We start from the raw sequence: 25,423 nt of genomic DNA, 5'->3' as shown, positions 1-25,423 counted from the left end.
TTTGTATTATAACTATTGCAATACAATATTTTAAGGCATTTTATATTATAACTACATATTTTTAGGTTCTATAATTTTCAGTTTACCAATATCAGCAAAGAACTTTTATTCTATTAAGAAACTTTCAGCAATACCCATGACTTACAGTAAACACCATTTTATCTTTATTTTGTTTATAAATTTAACATTTTGTTTATAAATTTAATCATATCAGAAGTTACCAAACAGATCATTTAACGCCTCACTCATTGTAGGATGAGTGAAAATGTGGTTTGCTATGTCTGAAGTCTTTAATCCAAGATTTATTGCAAGCTGAACGAAATTGATCATTTCTTCTGAAGCAGTACACAACAATACACACCCTAGTATTTTATCCGTTTTGGCATCAGCAATTGCTTTTAACACGCCTTCTTTGCATTCATTTACATGTGCTCGTGGTATAGCAGAAACTGCCAGTTTCGCCACTTTGATTTCATACCCCTCATTTTTTGCCTCCTCTTCACTCATCCCTACGCGTGAAAAAGTTGGTTCAATAAAGACAGAATAGGGTATCGCTCCTCTATTATCAGTTGTACGTTTTTTATCACCAAATATATGATCTTTTACAATACGATAATCATCTAATGAAATATATGTGAATTGTAGTCCGCCTTTAACATCACCCATTGCGTAGATGTGTGGCTGAGACGTTTGTAGATATCGATTTACCTTAATAGCTCCACGAGCATCTGTTTCTACACCGGCTTGTTCAAGATGTAATCCATCTGTATTAGCTTTTCTTCCAGTTGCCAATAACACAGCATTTACTGTTAATTGCTGTATATTACCATCTTTGTTTTTATAAGTAACTATCACATCAGAATCATTTACATTTTCCACCGAAAGGACATTGCTTTTAAACTCAAATTGTACACCTTGTCTTTCTAATATTTGTTGTATATGTAAAGCGATATCCTCATCCTCTCGCTTGACAAGACGATCACCATATTCAAAAACGGTCACTTGAGTTCCATAACGAGCAAACATGCTTGAAAATTCTAAGCCAATATATCCGCCACCAATAATTGCTAACGTTTTAGGCTGTTCTTTCTCTTTCATTATATCAGCACTTACGTATATATGTTTTGTATGCTCGATACCTTGAATATTAGGGATGATAGGAACACTTCCTGTGTTAACAAAAAGATAATCACCATATATTTCTTTCGTACCCTTTTCATTTTCATATGAAATTACGTGGGTGTTTACAAAGCTTGCTTTAGCGGTAATTACATCAATGTTAGGATTTTGATTCAGCTTCTCAAAGTTCTTTTTTCTCAAAATTGACGTTATTTCTTCTTTTTTGTTAATAGCATCAGAAAAGGTTCTTTTACCAGCTTGTACAATCAAAGATTTTGATGGTATGCATCCTTCGTTAATGCATGTGCCACCATACATCTTTGACGATTTTTCTATCATCGCGACTTTTTTACCTTGCTTTGCGAACTCTGCTGCCAAAGTTTTTGCTCCTTTTCCAAATCCAATCATGATTGCATCATATTTTTTCATGAATATTGCCTCCTTATCATTTATGAACTCAGTATAACATAGTGACTTTATATTTTAAAGTGATTTGATTAAATATATTTAAATGCAAGCAAAAGTAATTTAAACTCTCTCTTTGCTTTATATCTCGATTTTCATAAAATTTTCAATGCTCCCTTTCATATAAAAAGAATCAGGCAGCTATAACCACCCGATGTCTTTAACATATAATAAACTTTATCAAATTCCTCTTAACTCTTGATATAATCGTTTCGCATAACTATCTGTCATACCTGCAATGAAATCCGTAGCAAGTAGTAAGCGGGCATACACTTTATCTTCTTCACTTTTTACAGTTTTTGCTGTTTCATGATATTGCTCTAAATAATTTTGTGATAAAAGATCAATATACTTTTTTTGTATCTCCGTAATTTCTATATCTGTATCATATGGCAATAAAGCATCGACAAAGCGATCTAACAGAAAGCTGAGAATTTCATTTCCCATCAATTCTAATTTTAGAATTGAAGAATGACAATATATGCGTCGATAGGCAAATTCTTTCAACGCATTAATTAGTTTACCTTCAGAGCTTTCTGTGATTAATTCATCAAAAAATTCGCCATTCATAATTTCATCATAGTGAAGGATAAAAGCATCACTAACTCTTGAAACACTATAAAGTTGTTTTTTTGTAAGCCAAGAAAAGACTGCATATTTATAAGGATCCACTGATGTTTTAGATCCAATTTGCTCCTGGATTCCGTTTTCCAACTCTTTTTCTAATAGCGCTTTTCCTTTCTCATCGCCAGCTTTAATGACAACATCCAGTAAATCTTGATATGTATATAATCCTTTGTTATAACCATCCTCCAGATCAGCAAAAGTGTATGCAAGATCATCTGCCGCCTCTAATAAAAAGCACAGTGGATTACGTGTATTTCGTGTACCGGTATTATTCTTTATTATAGCAAATTGCTCTTGCTCACTTTGAAAATACCCAATTTTCTTTTTTAGTAAATTGCGTTCATGTTTAGGTTTCTGTTTTTCCTTCATCATCGTCAAAGAATCGCATGGATATTTTATAATTGTATCCATAACAGCAGATGTAAGATGCATTCCATTTTTTCCTATTAACCTGTGCAATTTCGTAATAATACGCAATGCCTGGGCATTTCCTTCAAAGTTTTCCAAATCTGCAATTTGTTGCGGATCTAATATGTTGCGCAACTTTCTACCTTTGAATTCTTTTATGTCCAAGTTTTTTTTGAACCAATCGCGTATGCTGAATTCGCCGAAATGACCAAATGGTGGATTCCCGATATCATGTAGCAATCCTGCACAATTTAAAGTTTCCATAACTTTGATAGTATCTGGCTGATGTCCTTCATCTTCTAATTGTTTTTCTAATATCACATTACACACTTGTTTTCCCATTAATTTTGCTAGAGAGCTGACTTCCATAGAATGTGTCAGTCTTGTTCTTACAAAGTCACTATGATCTAAAGGAAAAACTTGTGTTTTATCTTGTAGTCGACGATAAGAAGCACTGCGGATTATACGATGATAATCGCTTTCTATTTCGCTGCGATATCGATGTGCCTCTTTTGTCTTTCTACTTGGAATACGTTCTTCACTAGTGATTAAATCCCATTGTAATCGTCCCATTTTCAAACCTCTTTCTTGTTTTTATGTCATTTACACTATACCTCATTCGAAACTAAAATGGAAGAATTTCACTACATACAATAACTTTATGTTATTAAAAAAAATCATTACTTCCTATTTTTAAAATATTACAATTTCCGCATCTATTATTATCTATTTTACTGACTCCGATATAATATTTCTAGTAAGCACTTATCTCGACGTATAAAAAAACCTTTCGCCATGAATAGCAAGGATTACTTACTAAATTCATAACGAAAGGATATGCCAAATAACTTCATTATATTATTGCATAGTTACTCCCCTTCATACCATGCTATAAGGATTTCATTTCCAGCAATACCGGCAATTTTTTATTGCTGATTATAATCATCAACTATCATCTTATCCGCATCGCTTTAGATTACATAACATCATCTTATCCGCAACGCTTTAGATTTCATAACATCATCTTATCCGCATTGCTTTTAGATTTCATAACATCATCTAATCAGCATTGCATTTAAATGCCATAACTATCATCTGAACAGCATTGTGTTTAGATGCCACAACTAGTATTTAAACAGCATTGCGCTTAGCTTAGGTACATTATTGCTCATTCAATCTTTTCTCAATATCTGCTAATTCTTCTTCTAACTGTTGGATGAACTCTTTCTTTTCTTCTATACGCTCTTCCATTTCATCAATAGCTCTTTGTCCCAATAGACCAACCATTTCATCTTGCATACGCTTGATTTGGCGTTTTTGGTTTTGTACAAGCTCTTGTTTGCGAGAACGCGCATCCATCATACGTTGACGCCATTGCTGATGCTTTTGCTCGTTCCATTGCTTCAAACCATTAAAATAGGCATCCATAATTTCACGGAATTCTTTCCAAACCTGATCTTCTTTATCTTTACCACAGGAACCAATTGTTTTCCATTCCACATTGAGATCTTTCATCTCTTTTGTATTTTCTCTCGTATATTCATTCCTATCAACAATTACTTTAGCTTTAGCAATTAATTCCTTCTTCTGTTCATACTTTTGATCTTGCTCAGCGTGTAATTCATTATAATATACATTTCGACGTTCATAGAATGTTTGTCTGCTTTCATTAAATGCTGCCCATAACTGATCTTCATACTCTTTACCAGCACTTCCAACAGCTTTCCACTCTTCCATCAAATGGCGGAACTCTTCACTTGTTTTCTGCCAATCCTTAGAATCTACAAGAGCAGCAGCTTTTTTAATCAAGTCTTCTTTTACTTGGCGGGCATTGCCAAATTTTGATTGTAATTCTTCCCAATGCTGATGTTTACGATCAAAAAACTTTTGACGTGCTGCATTAAATGCATCCCACAATTGATCATCGGTATCTCTGCCGGCAGAACCTGTTGCTTTCCATTGATTCATCAGTTCATTCATTTCTTCACTTCCCTGATTCCAATTATCTGTTTCGGCTAATGTTTCAGCGCGCTGAATCAGTTCATGTTTCAATACTTCATTACTTTGATATCCCTCTTTACGTTTTGCATAAAACACATCAATATAACTATCAAATTCTTCTGACAATTTTTCTTCATATGCAGAATCCCAATAAGAAATTCTTTTCCATCTTTTCTTTAAATTTAAGATTTCTTTCCAATCTGCTGTCTCTGGCAAATTCTTTGCCTCTTCTATCAAGGCTTCACGACAGCGAATATCTTCATCATAATCATTTACTTCATACAATTCATCATTCTCGTTATACATATATATTCCTCCAGTTCAAATTCCTTTATAGTGTCGCTCACAATATCAATTTTACCTCATCTTGGTGGAAATTTCATCCCCATTTTGAAATTTACTCGCTTATTATAAACGATTTTTTCATTTGGATAAGATAAATTTTCCCAATTGAAAGTACAAACGACATAATTATTTGAATTTGCCTATAAGAAGGGCACCCTATGATATCTATTCTATTAACTGTATCTTCATATAAAATAAAAATGATAAAACCATTGAATTTTGCTTCATTCTTAATAATAGTTTACCATTTCAATTAATCCATCTTATCCACGAGCTTATTCACTGATTATTTTAAAATCTTACAAACATCAATCCCATATAAAACATGCAACGTACTTCCATTATCCCAATGTACTAGCAAACTGCCAATATCATCAACTCCATAAACCGTACCTTTTGTACCTACAGGAGGAGCTTGTACATCATCCATTTTCACTAATTCCACTCTTGTTCCTATCGGATATAACTTCCGCAAACATGCTAGCATCTTAGTTGATATACATATATTATCTTGTTTTTTATACATATTACCGCTTGCCTTTCTATAAAGGATTTCATCTTTTTAATAGGGTCTATTTGTCTTTTTAAAAAGTTATTTCGTTTCCTTTTATTAACCTTTAAATAAGTCATTTCATCATTTTGAAACAACTTCCTTTCCTTTCAAAAGGTTTCATTCATTTTTCGAATTTTATTTATTGTGAAGCTTCCTTCATCTTATGAGAAAACTTCTTTCACCCTAAGCGTAAGACTTCTTTCACCTTTTGATAAACTATAACACATAGTGCGTACAGCAGTATCAAAATACAAGTTACTTAATATATTCGAAAGGAAACTATCGAAAAACTTTCATTCTCGATTCTCCAGCCCTCTTTTAACAATAATGAAACGTATACCGGTTTCAAACATGTAACATTCAAAACACAATAAAAAAAGAAGATTTGATCTTATTTTATCAACATGATCAAAATCTTCCTATTTTTTATTCACCCTTTATTTCACTCTTTAAAAGCAAGAATCCTATCAACGCGCGGATTTTTTACTTTCTACATGTAACACAATCATAAAATGATTTGTAGCAATCCTAATTACCCCTTAAATTAATCCTTAAAAACCGCTTTGATTTCTTCTACTGTTTCCGCCTTCAACAAGGTTTCAATCGCTTCATCGTTACCAAGCTTACGTGCGATTTCTGCTAACAATAACATATGATTCCGCGCATATTCATGATCATTGGAAACAGCAAAGAGGAAAATCAGCTTAACGCCATTCCCATCCAGCGTCTCCCATTCTATTTCATGATCCAACTTACCAATAGCAATACCAACATTGGTCACAGAATCACTTTTACCATGAGGAATAGCCACATAATTGCCAATTCCTGTCATACCTTCACTTTCCCTTAAATAAATATCCTTCTTAAAAGATGCTACATCATCGATATAATTTGCATCCTTTAACCTCTGTGCCAGTACAGTCAAAGCTTCATCCTTATTCTCTGCCTGCACATGCATATCGATAATTCTTTCATCTAATACATCATTCAGTTTCATTGTAATATCCTCCCTATTGAATTAAATATTTATACAATTCTACATTCGATTTCATCTGCTTAAGTTTCTGTACTTTTTCATCTGTTTCTACTAATGAGATGTATTGTTTATAGAACACCTGGATGCGTTTTACTTCATCTGGTGTATCCATCTTGAATCCTAATAGAAACACTACATCTACTAAATCATCATTCCACAGAATAGGATTTTTCAAGGTTGCTATAACGACTTTCGAGTTATTGACTTCACTCTGTGCCCCATGTGGCAAACTGACGCCATTTCCTATGGAAGTCGTCGTTGCTTTCTCTCTTTCCAAGACACTCTCGCAGAATTTTCCAGTTACAAAGCCTTTGTTTTCCATCTGTTGAGACAAATAAATTAACAATTCCGTTTTATCTTTCACATCCAAATTCATAAAAATCAAGTCTGGAGAAAATAGTGGAAAACAAATAGGTGAGAAAGGATTTGGCACATCATCTGTCTTAAGATTCAATTCCTCCATATGGGAACGCAGCTTCAGGATACCACCATCGCTTAGAATATTAGAAATTTCGACGATTCGTTTATCATGAAACGGCAAGGTGTGCGGTGTGATGATCATATCCATCTCCGCCTGCTCTTCCAATTTAAAATCATGAATACCTTCCACACGAATTTCATTAATTTCAGGAACCAACTTACGCAGACGTTCTACTAACAATTGTGCATGTCCGCGGCTGGAATCCGTTAACAGACATACCCGATATTGTCTAGTCTTTCGTTCAATGGCAGATTGAATGTACAGCACGATATATCCCAATTCATCTTCGGTAATCTGTAAACCATATGTCTCTTCAAATAAAATGCTGATAGCCCAGGTTGCTCGGAAAACATTTTTATACTCTTTCTTAATAAATGGCACTAAAGAATTGCTTTGCGGTGTTCCATAACGAATCCTGAAAATCGTTGGTCGCAAATGAAATATCAAAGATTCCTTTAATTTTTCATCACTCAGCAAATCAACGTCCAGAATATTTCCGATAACATCCAGCATACGATTCACAAAACCAATCAGTTTATCATCGTACTGTTTTACTTGTCCAAGTGTTTCACTCAACTCACTGCGTCCAATAAACTTCGAACACATGATTTGAATAGAGAGAAATACCACTTCTTCATTCGATACCAGAATATGCATTTTCTCATGTAGTTTTTTGAAGATTGCCACGGTAAATGGATATTCGTTGTAACGCTGGATTAATTCTAATTCTTCATTGTCATAACGCAGATGTGAATTAAAATCTTTTCGCTGATAGGCAAGGCAGCAATAAATCAGAATTTCATGAAAAGAATCATCCGTGAAACGATAATTCCATTCATTTTCTGTTTCGATAATGCATTTTTTTATCAGATTGACATCCAGATTTCCAAAGAAATAGAACATATTCTTTCTAATTTCTTCTAGATCTCCTTTTCCCATAATGAGATTTTTTAAAGCCACTCGATAATTGTTTTCCTCATACTGCATCCGCAAACCACGATTACGTTCATTTACAATAACAATATGATATCTGCCCAACCATTCTTCACATTCTTTGATGACCTTCAATACGGTTGGCGTGCTAACATATAATTCATTTGCCAACTGCTGTGTTGTCATGGTTTCATTAGGCAACATGCGAAACAGACGTTTTAAAGTCAGCATCATTCTTTCCATAGCATCATAACTGACACTGATTTCATCGCTGCTTTCCAACATTCTGACAATGCGTGAGCGTTGTTTTTCATCAGCCTCTAACCAAATACCTACCCTTGGTTTTTTACAGATTTCGCCTAGATCATTATCACGCAGGTAATCTTCTATCGCACTGAGTTTATTTCGTGTCGATTTTTCACTTAATCCGATTTCTGACGCGATTTTGCCTGTTGAGACGATATCCCCATCCATCAGAATTGATAATACCTGGCGTACATAATAATTTGTTTTCGCATCTTTCAAGGACACATCTCCACCTTTCTGCATCTATAAGATATCATGTAATAATCTTCCCTGAAAAAAAGGATAGGGAATTTTAATACGGTATTTTTCCCATATAGGGAAAAAGGGAGGGGCATTTTAATACGGTAATTCATCCGTTTTTTCTTTTTTAACTAAATAATGTATCAGATGCCTATTCATCTTACCACGAGGATTAATCCACAAAAATGGATATATAAAATAAAAAAGTTTGTTGGTGATGGTGGCCTTATCGTAAGAAGGGTTACTTAGGTTAACACTGGCAAATAGAGTAAGTATTTATATGGTAATGCTGGCAAAATAAAAAAAGGCAAATTGAAATAAACCATTGTGATTGGTTTCATTCCATTTTATATTTGCCTTTTTCATCAGGATCGTTTTAACAGTTGTAATGTATAACCATCAGGATCTTTTATAAAATAGAAACAAATGGTCGGATTTGGAGCAATAGGACCTGTTAGTTCATAACCATTCTTTAATAACATCGCAACGAAAGCATCGAGATTTTCTATCTCTAAACCGATGGATACTCCATTTCCTACTTCTTTATCAGCTTCCCTACGATTTTGAATAAGCTCAATTAAGACCTCATTCTTCGTTTTTAACATCGCAATTTCATGTATACCTCCATGAAAACGTGATACTACTTGCATACCGAAAACTTCTGTATAAAAAGCAATGCTTTTCTTTATATCAGAAACGCTTAAGGTTACCCAGGTTATCTTCATAAACTATACCTCTTCTCAGTAATGATGCATTCATGCGAATACATTTATAATGGTTAACAAAATTATAGCATAGGTAATTTTTATCGTCGATACCCGCTAAAACGATGTTTCAAACCTAGTATACATAATTTATGCTAAGCGTTAAAAGATTATAAATCATCCACTAATGCACTTGACTTTGCATAGGCAGAACTGCGGGCTTCAAAGAAATCCGTTTTAATCAAATTGGCATTCGCATACATCGATACCCATTCCATGGATGCCGGTTCTTTTTCATAGCCTTCATATAAGGTTCCAAAGCCTAATGATGTGCTGCGCAAATTTCCCAGGTAATAGATATATTCGCGAACCATTTGCATTGTTAAGCCTTCAATATCATTTCCTATCACATACGAGCCCCAGCGAATTTCTTCTTCTACCCCATAACGCAGCATATCCTTATATTCTTCCACCAACGCAGGTGTAAAAAGCTGTGGTTCTTCTTTTTGCAGTTCTAGGATCATAGAACGGAAAAGCCATAAATGGGTATTTTCATCACGGTTAATATAACGTATCTCTTGTACCGAACCTGGCATTTTTCCCATACGACCTAAATTATAAAAGAACATGAAACCGGAATAGAAATAAATACCTTCCAATATATAATTGGCCATCATCGTCTTCATTAAATGGATGCCATCATGATGGGTAATAAAATCATTGTATAAATCGCCAATAAATTTATTTCTTTCCAATAAACGCGCATCATTTTTCCATTGGTATAAAATATCATTACGTTCTTGCGAAGAACAGATGGAATCCAACATATAGCTGTAACTTTGTGAATGCAATGCCTCTTGAAAGGCTTGTATAGTTAAACAGAGGTTGACTTCATTTGCGGTAATATAGTCCCCTACATTAGGCAAATTTGCCGTTTGAATAGAATCTAGAAAAATTAAGAAGGATAAGGTTTTATCATAGGCATTCTTCTCGGCCTGCGATAATCGACGATAGTCTTTAACATCCTGATTCAGATTAATTTCTTCAGGAATCCAGAAATTGTTCATCGCTTGCCGATACCAGTCAGATACCCAAGTATATTTCATATTGTTAAAGTCATTGAGGTTCGTGGTATTGCCATTGATCATGCGTCTGTTGATTACATCGCAATCCCCATGTTCATTAAATAACGGTTTTCGTTTTAAATCAGTCATAAGTTCTCCTTTAAGATGCACAAGATTCGCATTCTTCTACTTCTAATGCCTTACTACGCACATAATATAGTGTTTTAACACCATTTTCCCATGCCTGGATATATAAATTCAGAACCGTGCGCAATGTAAATTCATTTGTGATATATAAGTTTACAGACTGTGCCTGATCGATATGGCGCTGACGGATACCAGCAGCTTTCACGATCCATTCCTGTTGTATCTGATGGGCGTTTTTGTAAAGCCAGAAAGTCTGTGGATTAAGATCAGGCGCCACACGGGCAATCATACTGCCTTTTTTCTCTTCTAAAAAATATTTGTTCATGATGGGGTCTACACCGGCACTGGTGCCCGCGATGATTGATGTTGAACTAGTTGGCGCAACAGCCAACAAATAAGCGTTGCGCATCCCATATGTGTGAACATCCTGACCGATTTTCTGCCAACTTTCGTTTTGATAACCACGTTTCGTAAAGTAAGCGCCACTGTCCCAGTCACTCCCTTTAAAATATTGATAACTGCCTTTTTCTTTGGCTAAAACATTACTTGCCTGAATGGCATAAGCATTGATCGTTTCAAACAGCGTATCCACAAATTGCAAATGTTCCTCACTTTCAAAGCGCAAACCTTGTTTTACCAGCATGTGATGATATCCGCTAACCCCTAAGCCAATTGCTCGATATTGACGATTTGTTATTTCTGCATATGGAATCGGATAGTAGTTTAAATCGATGACATTATCTAATGCGCGAACGATCGTATGTATGATATGTGAAAGCTCTTGCTTGTTTGTCACATCGATATTACCTAAGGATAGACTCGCTAGATTACAAACAACAAAATCGCCTGGCTTGCTTTTATTTACAACAATCTCTTCCTCATCAACCTTTATGATTTGTGGTTCTGTTAAAGTGATAGCTGACATGTTTTGGGCAATTTCTGTACATAAATTACTACAATAGATCATGCCCTTATGCCCATTGGGATTCATTTTATTTACCTGATCGCGATTAAATGTGAAAGGTGTTCCTGTCTCCACCGCGGACTTTAGAATCAGACGCACTAGATCTTTTAAGATCATTTCACGTTTTGAGATGCGAGCGTCATTCACACAGTCAAAGTAACGTTCTTCCCATTCTTCGCCATAAAAATCTTCTAATTGATAGCCTTTCACTTTCCCTATCTCATGCGGACACATCAGATACCATGTTGCGTTTAAATCCTCTTTCGCCATTTTCCAAAATAAATCCGGATAACAGATAGCCGGGAAGACATCATGAGCTTTCATGCGATCATCTCCATTATTGGTACGTAAATTTAGAAATTCAGGTAAGTCCTTATGCCATGCATCCAAATACACTGCAACCGCTCCCTGACGCACTCCTAGCTGATCCACTGCTGTTGCGGTATCATTGACCAGCTTGATCCAACGAATTACTCCACCGGCTGCTCCTTTAAATCCCCGAATATCACTGCCATTTGCGCGTACTTTTCCAAAATAAAGGCCCATGCCACCGCCATATTTGGAAATTTGCGCAAAGTTATCAATAGACTTATAAATATTAGCTAAAGTATCTGCCACCGTATCAATAAAACAGCTGGATAGTTGATGGTATGGTTTGCGAGCATTGGCCATCGTCGGTGTTGCTATTGTTACCTTTAAGGTACTTAGGATATCATAAATCTGTTTTGCCCAATATACACGATTCGTCTCAGGTATTGCCAGATGCATGGCAATTCCCATAAACATTTCCTGTGGCGTTTCCATCAGCTGTAAATCATGCGTACGCAGTAAATAGCGTTTCACCACTAATTCTAAACCGCTATATGTAAACAAAGCATCACGCTCATCCTTTACGTATCGCTTTAGTTCATCGATTTCTTCTTTCTGATAAGCATCTAACATATAAGCACCATATAACCCTTGTTTGCTTAAATACTGAATCTTCTCATAAAAGGAAGTAAGCTGCAGTTGCTTCATACGGGCATTAATTTCCTGATGTAGTTGGTAGCTCAAAAAACGTGCTGCAATATATTCCCATTTCGGTGTTTCCTTACTAATCAGCTCGACACATGCTTTCATAAGCATTTGCAAGCGTTCTTCATGCCCCATGGTTTCTTTTAAAAAGGAATGAAATTTGATATAAAGTGCATGCAAATCATATGTTTCATCAAAATCTTTCTGGATTTGCATAAAGATGGGCAATAGTTTTTCATCCTGTACCTCATGGCATAGTTCTAAGAGCATTTGCCGTTTTTCTTTACGTTTTTCACGATATAAAATATAAGCCTTAGCTTCATTATAAAATTGATATGCCATCAGCTTTTGTTCTACAAGATCTTGGATATCTTCTACGCTGACTTTAGCTGAGCCTTGTATTTCTTGGGTGATTTCCATTGCGATCTGCTTTAACTGATCCATAGGAACATCCGTCACAAAAGCTTTTTTCATCGCTTGGATCATTTTTTCAGAATCAAATGTTTGAATGGTACCATCGCGTTTTATGATTTTCATATACATTTTCCACCTTTTCTCTTACCGTTAGTATATAGAGAATCTTATGGTTTACGCAACTGAGATGCACAAGGAAGATACTGGCAGAAAAAAAGAATGCCTTCTTAATAGCAGACATTCTCTTACTTAACTATTTCCCTTTTATCATTTTATTGATTTTTGTTTCATATGGTGTATCTTTCATATCTGTTTTCGCAATACGCAAGTGTTCCATTTCTTTTTTCTTTTGATCTAAATAGCTATACTGTAATGCCAACAGATAATGGAACATGCCTCGATCAAAGCCTGGTTCACATGCTTTCACGTGTTCTTCCATCACATCAATATAATCTGTTTTCTTCAATAATAAGATCTCATAAATCAGATTGCATTGTTCATATAATGTTTCATCCGTTACACCTTGCATACGATCAAGGATTTCTTTTGCCTTCACCTTATCTTCTTCATCTACATAGAAGTAAAATGCCTTCATGCATACATCTAAACGCTGCTTCTTGTTGATGCGCATATTTAAGATCAAATCAAACTGCTCACGAATCTTGGTACTATCTCCCATCATGAAGAAGGCATTTAAACGCATATGTTCACGATTAAATGGCGCAAAAAAGTATTTGCAGGCAAGCGAGTCTAAGATAGTGAAGAATTTGTCAAAATCCTGATTTTGTAAACATTTCAATAATTTATTGAATGTACTGCGTTTGTACCATTGTGTACCAACTACAGAAATAATCAAAACGACGATAAAAGCGATCCATACGATTGGTTTCATAAAGCACCTTCCATTTCTTACTCAATGTTTATATTGTACTATAACTTTCTTTATTTTTCATCAACATTTTACATTTTTAGGTGATATTCACAAACTTAAATGTTTTTTTTCATTTTTTTTAGATAAAGCTGATTCATTCAGATACATATTCACTATTATTTCTTACTACTTTTATGATAAAGAATAACATTTGCATTCTTTTGATACCTTTCGAAGATATTTTACATAACAACTTACTATCTATACATAATTTCACAGAAGGAAAAACCATTTTTCACAAAAAACAGTTTTATTTTATACAATTTATACAAATAAATGTATCTTAGCCATCTAAAAAAATAATTACCAAAGGGAATTTTTCAGAAAATATAAGAAAATAAAAAATATATTGAATTAACCTATGAAATTTTTATAATGCCCTTATAGAGGGAGGAAAAAGCAATGGAATTGAAACAATTATTCAGTACGCAAGACAATGAATTAGAAATTATAACGGATTCTTTCAAAATTAATAAAAACATTATTGAATTAAACAGCCGTATTATTCAAGTATGTAATATTGAAAGTATATCCATGGTTGAACCAAAAAAGAAAGGAATTACGATCGGCGTTTTCATAGGTTTTATCATAGGACTTGCATTACTTTCTTATCAACCTTTGGTAGGAACCATTGTCATTGGTTTAAGTGCATTTTATATTTATTGTATTGTTCAAGGGAATAAAAAATTAGGTAAAAATCTTTATATTAATTTAGTATCGGGGTATTATATCGTAATTAATTTTAAAAATGTAACCTTTGCCTATAAAATCATGGAAACCATAGAAAACTATCTAAATGGTTCAAATGAATCAAGTGTATCGATCAACGTTCAGGATTCTGTCATTACCTTTGGTGATGATAGTCCTATTTATGGGAATGCGAAATGAAAGATATAAAAATCGAACATAGCGTGGTTAGTGTTGGAGATAATAGCCCGATTTATATTCACAGTGAACAAGCTATTCAATGGCAAACATTAGAAGATGATTGTTTTAATTTACTATCGAAATTAGCGGTAGAAGATATACAAAGATTTCAACTTAAACAATTAACGAAAAAGATTTTTCATAAGGACACAAATGGCTTAAAGGAATTTATGAAAAAACACGCTGAGTTATTAACTTCTAATATTATCAGTGCTATTGTCTCTCAATATTTCATACAATTTCTTTCATCTTTATAAGGTATCTTATAATGTATCTTGAAGGTATACAGGAAGTATTCAGAAGTAAAAAGTCATTTGTCATTCCTCATATCATGCCTATCCTAAACGTCATCGCCTGAACGTCAGATTCTAAACAACAGGTTCTTAACAACAAATTCTAAACAACAAATTCTAAACGACCAGTTCTAAACAACAAATTCTAAATAGAAAAGCTCTCCTTTCTGTGAGAGCTTTTCATGTTATTATTTGAAATTACGCAAACGTAACGCATTTGATACGACTGATACCGAACTAAATGCCATCGCTGCACCGGCAAATACTGGTGATAGCAGTATACCAAAGAACGGATACAAAATACCTGCGGCAATCGGAATACCAATGCTGTTATAGAAGAATGCCCAAAATAGATTTTGCTTGATATTGCGGATAACCGCTTTGGATAAGCGAATCGCTGTTGCGACATCCTCAATACTATCTTTCATCAAAACGATATCGGCACTTTCAACAGCTACATCACTGCCGCTTCCTATCGCAATACCAACTTCACTTTGCGTTAAAGCAACAGCATCATTGATTCCATCGCCAACCATCGCAAGCGTATGGCCTGCCTTTTGTAATCGTTCGACTTCCTTTCCTTTTTCATCCGGTAATACCTGTGCAATCACATGGGTAATGCCTGCTGAAGAAGCAATGGCCTGCGCTGTGATTTCATTATCTCCGGTTAGCATATACACATCTATATGAGCGTCCTGCAATTGTTTGACGACTGCTTTCACTTCCGGTTTGATCTTATCGGCAATGGCAATAATCCCTTGTACCTCTTCATTCCTTGCGACCCAAACGACGGTTTTACCACTTTGCAGATACGTCTGTTCCTGTGCTTCATAAACGGCGGTCGCAATCTGCATTTCCTGCATGAATTTACGACTTCCTACCAATAATCTGCCATCATCCATCTCTGTGCTTAAGCCTAAACCGTTATGTGTTTGTACATGGGATAAGGTTTCATAGGATAGCTGCAATTCTTCTGCCTTTGTTAAGATGGCAGTAGCAAGGGGATGCTTAGAGCCTTGTTCCAGCATAGCCGCAAATGTTAATACCTTATGTTCATCCTGTTGTGTCGCAACATCTGTTACTACCGGTTTCCCTATGGTAAGAGTTCCTGTCTTATCAAAGACAATGGTATCAATCGTGCTTGCTGTTTCCAAAGCTTCTCCGCTTTTAATAAAGATACCTAACTGAGCGGCTTTGCCTGTACCTACCATAATGGCGGTTGGGGTTGCCAAACCTAATGCACATGGACAAGCTATTACCAACACACTCACGAAAATAGTTAAAGCAAAGGCGAAATCTTGCGTCACCATGTACCAGATAATAGCAGCCACTATTGCGATGCTCATGACCGTTGGGACAAAGAATAAAGAAATACGATCGGCAATACGGGCAATAGGTGCCTTTTTCCCTTGGGCTTCTTCAACCATATGAATGATCTTTGCTAATGTGGTATCTTCTTGTGTAGCACTACAACGCATTAAAATACGTCCATCTAAATCAATGGTTCCCTGCTGCAGCTTATCACCTACTGTTTTCTTAACCGGCATGCTTTCTCCGGTAAGCATGCTTTCATCAACGTTAGCACTACCTTCCAACAAGATGCCATCCACTGCCATATGTTCTCCCGGTTTTACGACCAAGGTATCCCCGACACTAACTTCTTCAATCTGAATGAGGATTTCTTTACCTTCTCGCCAAAGCGTAGCCGTCTGTGGGCGAAGTTGCAACAATGCCTGAATAGCACCGGTGGATTTCTTCTTGGATATGCTTTCCAAATGCTTGCCAAACTGCACCAATGCCACAACAACACCGGCACCTTCAAAATACAAAGCATGGACGGCATGGACATTGCCTTGATAAATTTGCATAAGAGATACCAAAGAATAAAGATATGCACTTCCGGTACCAATCGCTACCAGTGTATCCATATTCGGTGCCTTATGCAGCAACGCCTTGATCCCTCTGGTAAAGAAATGATGTCCACTGATCAAGATGATCGTTGCTAACACAAATTGGATACCTGCGAAATTAAAAGGATGCGTCTTATAAGAAATAATGTTTGGCAAAGGCAATTCAATACTTCCCAACATATGGGACATACCGATATATAAGAGGAAAAAAGCCAAGACCAGTGTACCGTAAACATGTAACTTTTCATAAGAGCGTTTTTCTTTTTCGATTGTTTTTTCCACATGTAAGTGACCTTTAAAACCGGCTTTTTGAATCGCTTCTAGAATTTCACTGAGTTTAATACGCTTTTTATCATAACGAACTTCCGCTTGATTCATCACAAGATTCACATCCGCCTGTAAGATACCATCTTTTTTACGCAACACTCGCTCAATACTGGCACTGCAAGCCGCACAGCTCATGCCTTCGATATCCAACACTACCTGCTCTTCTTCGTTTTCCTCTTCCAAAATAAAACCGGCCTTTTCCAAAGCTTCTTTCCAAGCCTTAAAGTTTTTTTCATGATACGTTATCGTCACATTGTTCATGATGAGATTTACACTGGCATCTTCTACCTCATCGAATCGTTTTAAGATGCGTTCTACGGATGCACTGCAGGCTGCACAGCTCATACCTTTTACTGTCCATGTCTGCATTTGCGCATCACTTTTTTCCAGCAATTGATACCCACCTTTTTCCACAGCTTTCTGCATATCCGCAAAAGCCGGCAAATCCTCACCTTCAACAACGACTTCTTCTAGTACAAGATTTACCTGCGCACTGGTTACGCCATCCATTCTTTTTAATATTCGTTCAACAGCTGACGCACAAGCCGAGCAGCTCATACCGCCAATCTGATAAGTCTTTTTCATAGTATACCTCCTAGCAACATCCACTTTTTAACAGCATCACATGGGCTATTTCAAAAGAATAGCTAAAACATCCTCAATTTCCTGAAGTTTTTCATCAGAATCACCTGTTGCAATCGCTGTTTTTACACATGTGTGCAAATGCCCACTTAGTATATGCAGATTTGCTTTCTTTAACAGTGACTGACTGGCCATGATTTGATTTGAAATGTCGATACAATAGCGTTCATCCTCAATCATACGGATGATGCCATCGATCTGTCCTCTGGCTGTTTTTAGATTCTGTAATGCTTTTTTTCTTTCCGGTGTCATAAAGTTACCTCCCCCCAGGGGTGCTGGGTTCATGCTTATTATAAAAGAGGGGAATTGATAAGTCAACGCTAATGCCTACTGCCCTTTCAACATGCAGGTGGTACTCTTACAAATAGGTATATTCATAAGGGTAATAACTTTTAAAGCCTTATTTTATCACCTTATCATTAGGTAAAGAAGTTTATTTTCTTGTAAGTTTATCCATATCAAGTTATACTATTCGTACTGGAAAGTATTTATGAGGGAATAAGTATGTGTGCTGAATTTATAAATTTGACAATGGAGAATCTAGCTGATGAACATTTATGCTGCATCATTCGCAGTAAGAAAAAACATCCCGGTGTTGAAGCAAAACGTCTTTGGTTACAACAACGTTTAAAGGAAGGTCATACCTTTCGTAAACTTAATAAAAAAGCAACTGTCTTTATTGAATATGCTCCATTAGCATCTGCCTGGGTGCCTATTTGCGGTGAGAACTATATGTATATTTATTGCTTATGGGTAGAAAGTAAAGAAAAAGGCAATGGCTATGGTAAGGCCTTATTAGAGTATTGCATTCAGGATGCTAAAGCGAAAGGAAAATCCGGTATCTGTATGCTTGGAGCAACTAAGCAAAAAGCTTGGCTATCAGATCAAAGTTTTGCCAAGAAATATGGTTTCCAGATTGTCGATACTGCCCATGCATATGAATTGCTGGCTCTCTCCTTTGATGGAACGTTTCCTCACTTTAATGAGACCGCTAAGAAACAGCAGATTGAAAATACCGTATTAACAATATATTATGATATGCAATGCCCTTTTATCTATCAAAAAATTGAAAAGTTGCAACAATATTGTGAAGAACATGCCATACCTGCAACCTTTCTGAAAGTGGATTCCTTACAAGAAGCTAAGCAGCTTCCTTGCGTATTTAATAATTTTGCCGTTTTTTATAAAGGACAATTTCAAACAGTGAATTTATTAGATGTAGCTACTCTGGAAAAAATCTTGAAAAAGTGATCTGCCCCCTGTCAAGTAGACAGGTGAAATAAATAAAATCAGTAATTGATGACTTGTCGTAAAGATAGGTCATCTTTTTCTATAATGTCTTAAATGAACAATATCCAATAGAAGTAAATCAACGCATTTAACTTTATTCACTGTTGATAACGCTGCTGTCCTTACTTCTTTTGGTGTTTGCTCACAATGTCTTCCTTGTGGTCTCTCATATTATAAAATGATTCGTTTCACACGTTTCTTGTTGTATTTCTAATGGTTGAATCTATTGATTCACCTTGTCATTCATAAAGTGACACCCATCTATATAAATCATTTCCAGATTTATACAATTTCAGATTATAACCTATCTGGCTTTTTCCACGTTTATCACTCTTGTAATCCTGCACTGCTTCAACTTTCTGTTCTATTGTGTATTTGCTTTTCCTTCCCATAAGAAAAGATCCCTCCTTTCATAAACTACGTTTTATTTATTTCCGTTGTTTACTTTAGAGGGATCATATCAACTTATTGAAACTGTTTTTTCTTACTTTTTTATAATGAAATTGCGGTTTCTAGGGCAACTTCCATCATCGCATGAAAGGATGTTTGTCGCTGTTCAGCTGTAGTAACGGCACTTGTGACTAAAGAATCACTGATAGTTAATAAACAAGCCGCTTTTTTACCCAGCACTTTAGCATTATGGAACAAGGCGAAACTTTCCATTTCTACACAGACACAACCATGTTTTTCATAGAATTCTTTATGTCCATCTACATTTTCCTCATGATAGAAAACATCACTGGAATGAATTCTTGCCTCAACTAATTGCTGATCCAATTTTTCTGCTGCTTTACGAATGGCTGCATTCAATTCTTCGCTTGGATACTGTATATCGCCATCAACATCTGCCTGTGCTTTCGCAAAAGTTGACTCACTCCAAGCACCGTCTGCCAGAACTAAGTCAAATAGATCAAGTTTGTCTGTATATGCTCCGGCACTTCCGATACGAATAATTGCCTCAACTCCATAAAACTTAAATAATTCATAGGAATAGATTCCAATACTAGGCATTCCCATGCCACTTCCCATAACCGAAACTCGTACACCTTTATAAGTGCCCGTATAGCCAAACATATTACGAACCGTATTGAACTGTACGGGATTTTCCAAATAAGTTTCGGCAATAAATTTCGCCCGCAATGGATCTCCAGGCATTAATACTACCTTTGCAATATCACCGGCATTTGCCGCATTATGTGGTGTTGACATAACTATATCCTCCTTATGATTACCAGTATTAGTATACCATATCTAATTTCGATATCCTAATGATTTCATATATCATTTTTTATGAAAATGCCTACCTATTTCTATTTTATTCAATTGTATCACAAGGCAGAAATTCTGTACTGATAAACGCTTTTGCTAACTACCTTTTTAGCAAGTCTTCATCACTTTTTTCATGATCTTTTGGTTGAATACTCGCGTATTATTTTTTTATTTTATTATCTGATCATCTGAACGTTTTCTTACATTTTCTTAAATACCATACGCTAGATTAGATTTATACGTTATAATGATTACATAAAACAACAAGAGGTGTCTTATGAAAAAGTTAATTCCTATCATTTTAAGTATCGTAACAGCATTCAGCTTGTTAATGCCTGTGCAAGCCAAAAAAGATGATTCTGCGTTGCCAGATGATAACAAGATTCGCTTGGTCAATGTTACAGAAGACGGCCATTATGAAATCATCAAAGAAAATGATTCCTATGCTGCTGCTAAGGTTTCTCATACCCTTTTACAGCATCAATATGAAAATCTAGGCATAGCAAAAGGACAAACCTTTTTATCGATAGAAAATGGCGTAGTTGAATTTAAAAAAGCACAAGATTGCAGTGTCAATATTACCTATACAAATGCAGCGAATCAAGAGGAAGGTTATACCAATGGGTGTTATGGTGCCGATGGAGCCTTTTTAGAATATAACGATGGCAATGGTATGGTGAAATTTCAATTGTCAGGTGTCATCGGATCTACTTCCATTGAAAATGTGACAATCCATCCCCTTACTACTCTTCCAAATGTTTCACACTTTGAGGTGCATAATGGTATCTTGTTGCATTATTTGAAAAGTGATATTGCCAGTAAGGGCTATGATAATGTTTTGCATTTAGGTCAAGCCCCTTCTTACCTTAAAGAAAAGACAATTTACTATAGCTATGACAGTCATTATTTTTATAAAAGCTTTTCTGCCATGATCACAGATGTGCGCAAAAGTATCCATACACAAGCAGTAAACGCAAAACAGCCATATTATAATTATTATCAATATGTCAATCATCGTTCGACAACCGCTTATTCCTATGAAGATGTTCATGCTTATTTGCAAAACACTCGTCTCTTAAAACAATCTATCACCAAATTTGAAGGTACTTATCTGCATGACATTCTCACTCAGTCTATGATCGTACAAGGGGAAAAAGGGTTTTTTCAATACCAAAATCAGTTTGGCGCAAATGCCCTTATGATGCTTTCCTTAGCCTTAAACGAAAGTGCCAGCGGACGCAGCGCCTTATCTTATAATCGCAACAATTTGTTTGGTCATGCGGCCTATGATTCTGATGTAGAAAAAAATGCCTCACGCTACTTACGCGTAAGTGACAGTATTTACGCTCATGCAGCCCATTACATATCATCCTCTTATTTAAATCCGAACCAATTTCAATACCATGGCGGTCATTTCGGAAACAAAGCGGGCGGTATGAATGTTTCTTATGCTAGCGATCCTTACTGGGGTGAAAAAGCGGCACAATACTATTATGACATTGATCATGCCTTACAAGATAAAGACTTAAATCAGTATGCGATTGGTATTACCGGCACTAAAAAAGTTAATGTCAGAAAAGATCCTAAAGAAGCTGCGAAGACATTATATGCTATTCCCAAAGGCACGCAAGCCAGTTTGCTTCTCTTGGATAAACAAACAGAAGGAAATGCTGTCTGGTATCTTGTACAAACCGATGTACCTTTGACAAATGATCGAAATGTTTCCGCAAATCCAACATATAACTATCGTAAAAGTTATGGGTATGTAAAAGCCAGTGAACTTTCTTTTATCACAAATGAAAAGCATCTAAATGAAAAAAACTATGTCGATGTCAGTTTTGATGCCAATGGAGGCACTTTCTATCCAGGTTCACATACTATCACTATGCAAATAGAGAGTGGTAAAATTCCGATTATCTTAGAACCTGAGAAGAAGAATGCCTTATTTATCGGTTGGGACAAAGAAATTAAAAAAGCTGAAAAAGACATTGTTTATAAAGCAAATTATCGATCTGTAAAAAACATCGCCTTTATTGAAAGACCGAAGCAAACTTACCAACAGCATGATTACCTGGATGTATCAAAAGGAAAGATTCAAGTAAGCTTCGAAGATGGTTCTACACAAGAACGCTCATTGACCACCGATATGGTGAGTGGCTATGATCCTACTACGCTTGGCACGCAGACATTAACAATACGTTATGCGGGAAAAACCTTATCCTATGAAATTCATGTAAAAAAGCAAAGTGAAAGCACCGGATCTAAGCTGCAAGAAAAAGCAGCATATATCATTAAAACCTATAGTGATAAGGTAGGGTTAACGGATGATGCCTTAACTGAACTAGAAAAATTTCAAAATGATGTTTTGCAGGAAAGCAACAACCCCTTAGATGATGATGTATTACGTGCCGTGGATCGCATTTTGCAACCAAATTTAAAGCCACGTCTCAGTGTGCTCATTCATGATGATACCTATGATTTACAAATATCAGGCCTTAGTTTAGCAATGCAGAAAAAGACATCGTTCCTAAATGCATGGATGCCGAAAACAGTCGTTGTGAATGTACATGATTCCATCGACAATGAGGAAGAAACATTGTTTAAAAAAGTCGCAGAAGCAAATTATGTTACCTATGAAGCAGGCTTTACCATAGATGGAAAAGAGGATATGTCCGGTTATGATCCTGAAACCCAAGTTTTGTATTCGATAAAGAAACCTAAAAATAGTAAGGGGAAATTATATCGCATCTTAACTGTGGATGGTGAAAACATACGCCAGTTACCCACGACACAATCCGATACTCGCATTCTTTTCCAGGCAAAGAAAGGTAGTTTTGCGATCGTATCGATCCAAGGTGCAGCGCCTAAAGGAAGTATGGATTTTACCGAAGTCGCTACCATCAAAGGAAATGGAAAAAACTATATCACAACATACATTCTGATACCTTTTGCTGTCATCTTCTTGATCTTAATACTTGTGATTGTCCTTCTACTCATTCGCAGAAAAAACAAAATAGCTTATCGAAAAAAGAAAAGAGCGATATATAAAAATCAATAAAATCATCAGATGCATCTGAAAAAACAATTTGCAGAAACTTGTGAATTGTTTTTTTTCGTACTACAATACTAACTAGAGGTGATGATATGAAACGAAATCAGATAGATAGCGCATATACATGGGATCTTTCCAGTATGTTTGCTTCACAAGAGGCATTTAACACATGTTATCAGGAATGTGAATCCTTAGTCAATGCACTGACAAAACAAAAAGGTCATATAGCGGATACAAAAGAAAGCTTTTGTGATTTTTTTGATCAACAAGAAGAATTATCCCGAAAACTGAATAATCTTATCAGCTATGCCCGTATGTATACAGATGTAGATCCTGATGAAGAAACAGCACAACAAAATCTTTCCAAAGCATATGTTCTTTATCAAAAAACGGTGGTCGCACTAAACTTTGTGGACTTAGAAGTCATGAAAGAGAAAGAAAGTATTGAAAAGTATTTAGCAGAGGATGCATGCAATGCATATCGTTATCCAATGCAAGAAATCTTTCGTCGCATGCCTCATCAATTGGATGAAGAAAAAGAAGTGATGATGGCACAAATGCAGGATATTTTACGTGTACCAGAATCCACCTATGAAAGTTTCCGGCTAGAATTTGAACCAGTGATGGTAGATGGAAAACCGGTTTTTCTAAATGGTGGTAACTACCATCAATTCTTACTAAATCCCGATGAAAAGGTACGTAAAGAAGCATTTGAACATTACTTTCAAGAATATAAACGATATCAAAATGTCTTTCTGAATCTATTAAGCGGACATATCAAAGGAAAAGCTTTTGAAGCACGCTTACGGAACTTTCCTTCTACCTTAGAAGCAAGTCTGTTTGAAGATGGTGTAGAAAAAGCGCTGTTTGATTTGGTAGTACGAATGGGTAATGAGACGTATCGGCCTTATGCCCATGAATATTTTAAGTTACGTAAAGAAATCTTAGGATTACAACAACAGCATGTTTATGATATTGCCCTTCCTTTAGTAAAATCTGTAGATATCACATATACGGTGGATGACTGCTTTGCCATTTTAAAAAAAGCATTGGCTCCTTTAGGTGAGGATTATATCGCTATGCTTGATGTAGCTAGAGAAGAACGCTGGATTGATTTTATGCCACATGAAAAGAAGCGCTCTGGTGCTTATTCTGCAGGTACGTATGATTCCAAGCCTTTTATTCTAACAAACTTTACAGGAGAATATGATTCCCTTAGTACACTGGCACATGAATTCGGACATTCTATGCATTCTTATTATTCCCATAAGCATAATCGCGCAATGTTAGCAGAATATCGTATTTTTGTTGCCGAGGTTGCTTCTACAGTCAATGAACTATTATTAAATGACTATTTATTAAAGCATTCTGATAATAATGACCATAAGGCTTATTTATTAAGCAATCTATTGAATCAGATGATTGGCACGATGTATCGTCAAACCATGTATGCTACTTTTGAATATCAGTTATATGAAGCCATTGAAAAAGGAGAAGCACTGTCCTCAAAAGATGTATGTGATCTGTATGAGCAGCTTAATAAAGACTATTTTGGTGACAGTGTCATTGTGGATGATTTACAGCGTTACGGCTGTTATCATGTTCCTCATTTCTATTATAACTTCTATGTGTACAAATACACTTTAGGCATGTCGGTTGCCATTAGCTTTGCCAAGAAAATCTTAAATGGTGAAGTTGATGCCTATCGCGAGTTCCTTACAAAAGGCGGCAGTGAAGCGCCTTTAGATGAATTGATGCATGCCGGTGTAGATCCTCGCCAAACGCAGGTTTATGAAGATGCCTTCGGTTACTTTAAAGAAATCCTTGATCAGTTTCGCTCTTGCGTTACCCATGAAACTTCACAAAAAAGGTAGGTAGTTCATTTCCATGAGCTACCCACCTTTTTAAGGATATTTAAATTATCGTGGGGATAAAACCTGCCTCTAAATTATCATGGGGTT

18 protein-coding genes are annotated in these 25,423 nt (G+C 35.8%); 5 read left to right on the top strand and 13 right to left on the bottom strand.

Annotated elements, in window-relative coordinates; all coding sequences use genetic code 11:
* Positions 1–210 precede the first annotated feature (210 nt).
* From AC1VS3_RS09190 to AC1VS3_RS09145, 10 genes are all read right to left on the bottom strand, one after another.
* A complete protein-coding gene (locus AC1VS3_RS09190; protein ID WP_008687230.1) occupies positions 211–1,548 on the bottom strand; it encodes an FAD-dependent oxidoreductase in 1,338 nt (445 codons plus the stop codon).
* Positions 1,549–1,764: 216 nt separating this feature from the next.
* The gene (locus tag AC1VS3_RS09185; protein ID WP_008687229.1) at positions 1,765–3,192 is read right to left on the bottom strand and encodes a deoxyguanosinetriphosphate triphosphohydrolase; all 1,428 of its coding nucleotides are present in this window, start codon (positions 3,190–3,192) and stop codon (positions 1,765–1,767) included.
* A gap of 588 nt (positions 3,193–3,780) precedes the next feature.
* A complete protein-coding gene (locus tag AC1VS3_RS09180; RefSeq protein WP_008687226.1) occupies positions 3,781–4,926 on the bottom strand; it encodes a DUF349 domain-containing protein in 1,146 nt (381 codons plus the stop codon).
* A gap of 325 nt (positions 4,927–5,251) precedes the next feature.
* Complete coding sequence (locus AC1VS3_RS09175) at positions 5,252–5,491, bottom strand: DUF4314 domain-containing protein (RefSeq protein WP_008687224.1); 240 nt, start codon at positions 5,489–5,491, stop codon at positions 5,252–5,254.
* 571 nt (positions 5,492–6,062) lie between these two features.
* The gene (locus tag AC1VS3_RS09170) at positions 6,063–6,515 is read right to left on the bottom strand and encodes a PTS sugar transporter subunit IIA (protein WP_008687222.1); all 453 of its coding nucleotides are present in this window, start codon (positions 6,513–6,515) and stop codon (positions 6,063–6,065) included.
* A 13-nt stretch (positions 6,516–6,528) separates the two neighbouring features.
* Complete coding sequence (locus AC1VS3_RS09165; RefSeq protein ID WP_226896988.1) at positions 6,529–8,499, bottom strand: BglG family transcription antiterminator; 1,971 nt, start codon at positions 8,497–8,499, stop codon at positions 6,529–6,531.
* Between the two features lie 380 nt (positions 8,500–8,879).
* A complete protein-coding gene (locus tag AC1VS3_RS09160; protein ID WP_008687219.1) occupies positions 8,880–9,239 on the bottom strand; it encodes a VOC family protein in 360 nt (119 codons plus the stop codon).
* Positions 9,240–9,388: 149 nt separating this feature from the next.
* A complete protein-coding gene (locus AC1VS3_RS09155) occupies positions 9,389–10,432 on the bottom strand; it encodes a ribonucleotide-diphosphate reductase subunit beta (RefSeq protein WP_008687216.1) in 1,044 nt (347 codons plus the stop codon).
* A gap of 10 nt (positions 10,433–10,442) precedes the next feature.
* Positions 10,443–12,944, bottom strand: a complete 2,502-nt coding sequence (locus AC1VS3_RS09150; RefSeq protein ID WP_481275609.1) for a ribonucleoside-diphosphate reductase subunit alpha — start codon at positions 12,942–12,944, stop codon at positions 10,443–10,445.
* Positions 12,945–13,074: 130 nt separating this feature from the next.
* Positions 13,075–13,713, bottom strand: a complete 639-nt coding sequence (locus AC1VS3_RS09145) for a hypothetical protein (protein ID WP_008687213.1) — start codon at positions 13,711–13,713, stop codon at positions 13,075–13,077.
* Positions 13,714–14,154: 441 nt separating this feature from the next.
* Between AC1VS3_RS09145 and AC1VS3_RS09140 the strand changes: the two genes are divergently transcribed.
* A complete protein-coding gene (locus AC1VS3_RS09140) occupies positions 14,155–14,640 on the top strand; it encodes a hypothetical protein (RefSeq protein WP_008687211.1) in 486 nt (161 codons plus the stop codon).
* Complete coding sequence (locus tag AC1VS3_RS09135; RefSeq protein ID WP_008687209.1) at positions 14,637–14,936, top strand: hypothetical protein; 300 nt, start codon at positions 14,637–14,639, stop codon at positions 14,934–14,936. The genes AC1VS3_RS09140 and AC1VS3_RS09135 overlap by 4 nt, the downstream gene beginning before the upstream one ends.
* A 224-nt stretch (positions 14,937–15,160) precedes the next feature.
* Here the strand turns inward: AC1VS3_RS09135 and AC1VS3_RS09130 are convergent, their stop codons facing one another.
* Both AC1VS3_RS09130 and AC1VS3_RS09125 read right to left on the bottom strand, forming a co-directional pair.
* Positions 15,161–17,794 (bottom strand): heavy metal translocating P-type ATPase, encoded by a 2,634-nt coding sequence (locus AC1VS3_RS09130; protein WP_008687208.1) that lies wholly within the window; start codon positions 17,792–17,794, stop codon positions 15,161–15,163.
* 45 nt (positions 17,795–17,839) lie between these two features.
* Positions 17,840–18,103 carry a metal-sensing transcriptional repressor gene (locus AC1VS3_RS09125; protein WP_008687206.1) on the bottom strand — a complete coding sequence of 88 codons (264 nt, stop codon included), beginning with the start codon at positions 18,101–18,103 and terminating at the stop codon, positions 17,840–17,842.
* A 252-nt stretch (positions 18,104–18,355) separates the two neighbouring features.
* Between AC1VS3_RS09125 and AC1VS3_RS09120 the strand changes: the two genes are divergently transcribed.
* On the top strand, positions 18,356–19,102 hold the full coding sequence (locus AC1VS3_RS09120; protein WP_008687204.1) for a GNAT family N-acetyltransferase: 747 nt from the start codon (positions 18,356–18,358) through the stop codon (positions 19,100–19,102).
* 531 nt (positions 19,103–19,633) lie between these two features.
* Here AC1VS3_RS09120 and deoD read toward each other — a convergent pair.
* A complete protein-coding gene (deoD, locus tag AC1VS3_RS09115) occupies positions 19,634–20,350 on the bottom strand; it encodes a purine-nucleoside phosphorylase (protein ID WP_008687199.1) in 717 nt (238 codons plus the stop codon).
* A gap of 337 nt (positions 20,351–20,687) precedes the next feature.
* On the opposite strand from deoD, the gene AC1VS3_RS09110 reads away from it, so the two are divergent.
* Both AC1VS3_RS09110 and pepF read left to right on the top strand, forming a co-directional pair.
* Positions 20,688–23,468 (top strand): glucosaminidase domain-containing protein, encoded by a 2,781-nt coding sequence (locus AC1VS3_RS09110; protein ID WP_008687198.1) that lies wholly within the window; start codon positions 20,688–20,690, stop codon positions 23,466–23,468.
* Between the two features lie 86 nt (positions 23,469–23,554).
* Positions 23,555–25,336 carry an oligoendopeptidase F gene (gene pepF / locus AC1VS3_RS09105; RefSeq protein WP_008687196.1) on the top strand — a complete coding sequence of 594 codons (1,782 nt, stop codon included), beginning with the start codon at positions 23,555–23,557 and terminating at the stop codon, positions 25,334–25,336.
* Positions 25,337–25,423: the final 87 nt, after the last annotated feature.

This window comes from Longicatena sp. (assembly GCF_982403165.1).
The sequence above is the reverse complement of the archived record's forward strand: the minus strand, read 5'-3'. Positions and strand labels throughout refer to the sequence as shown.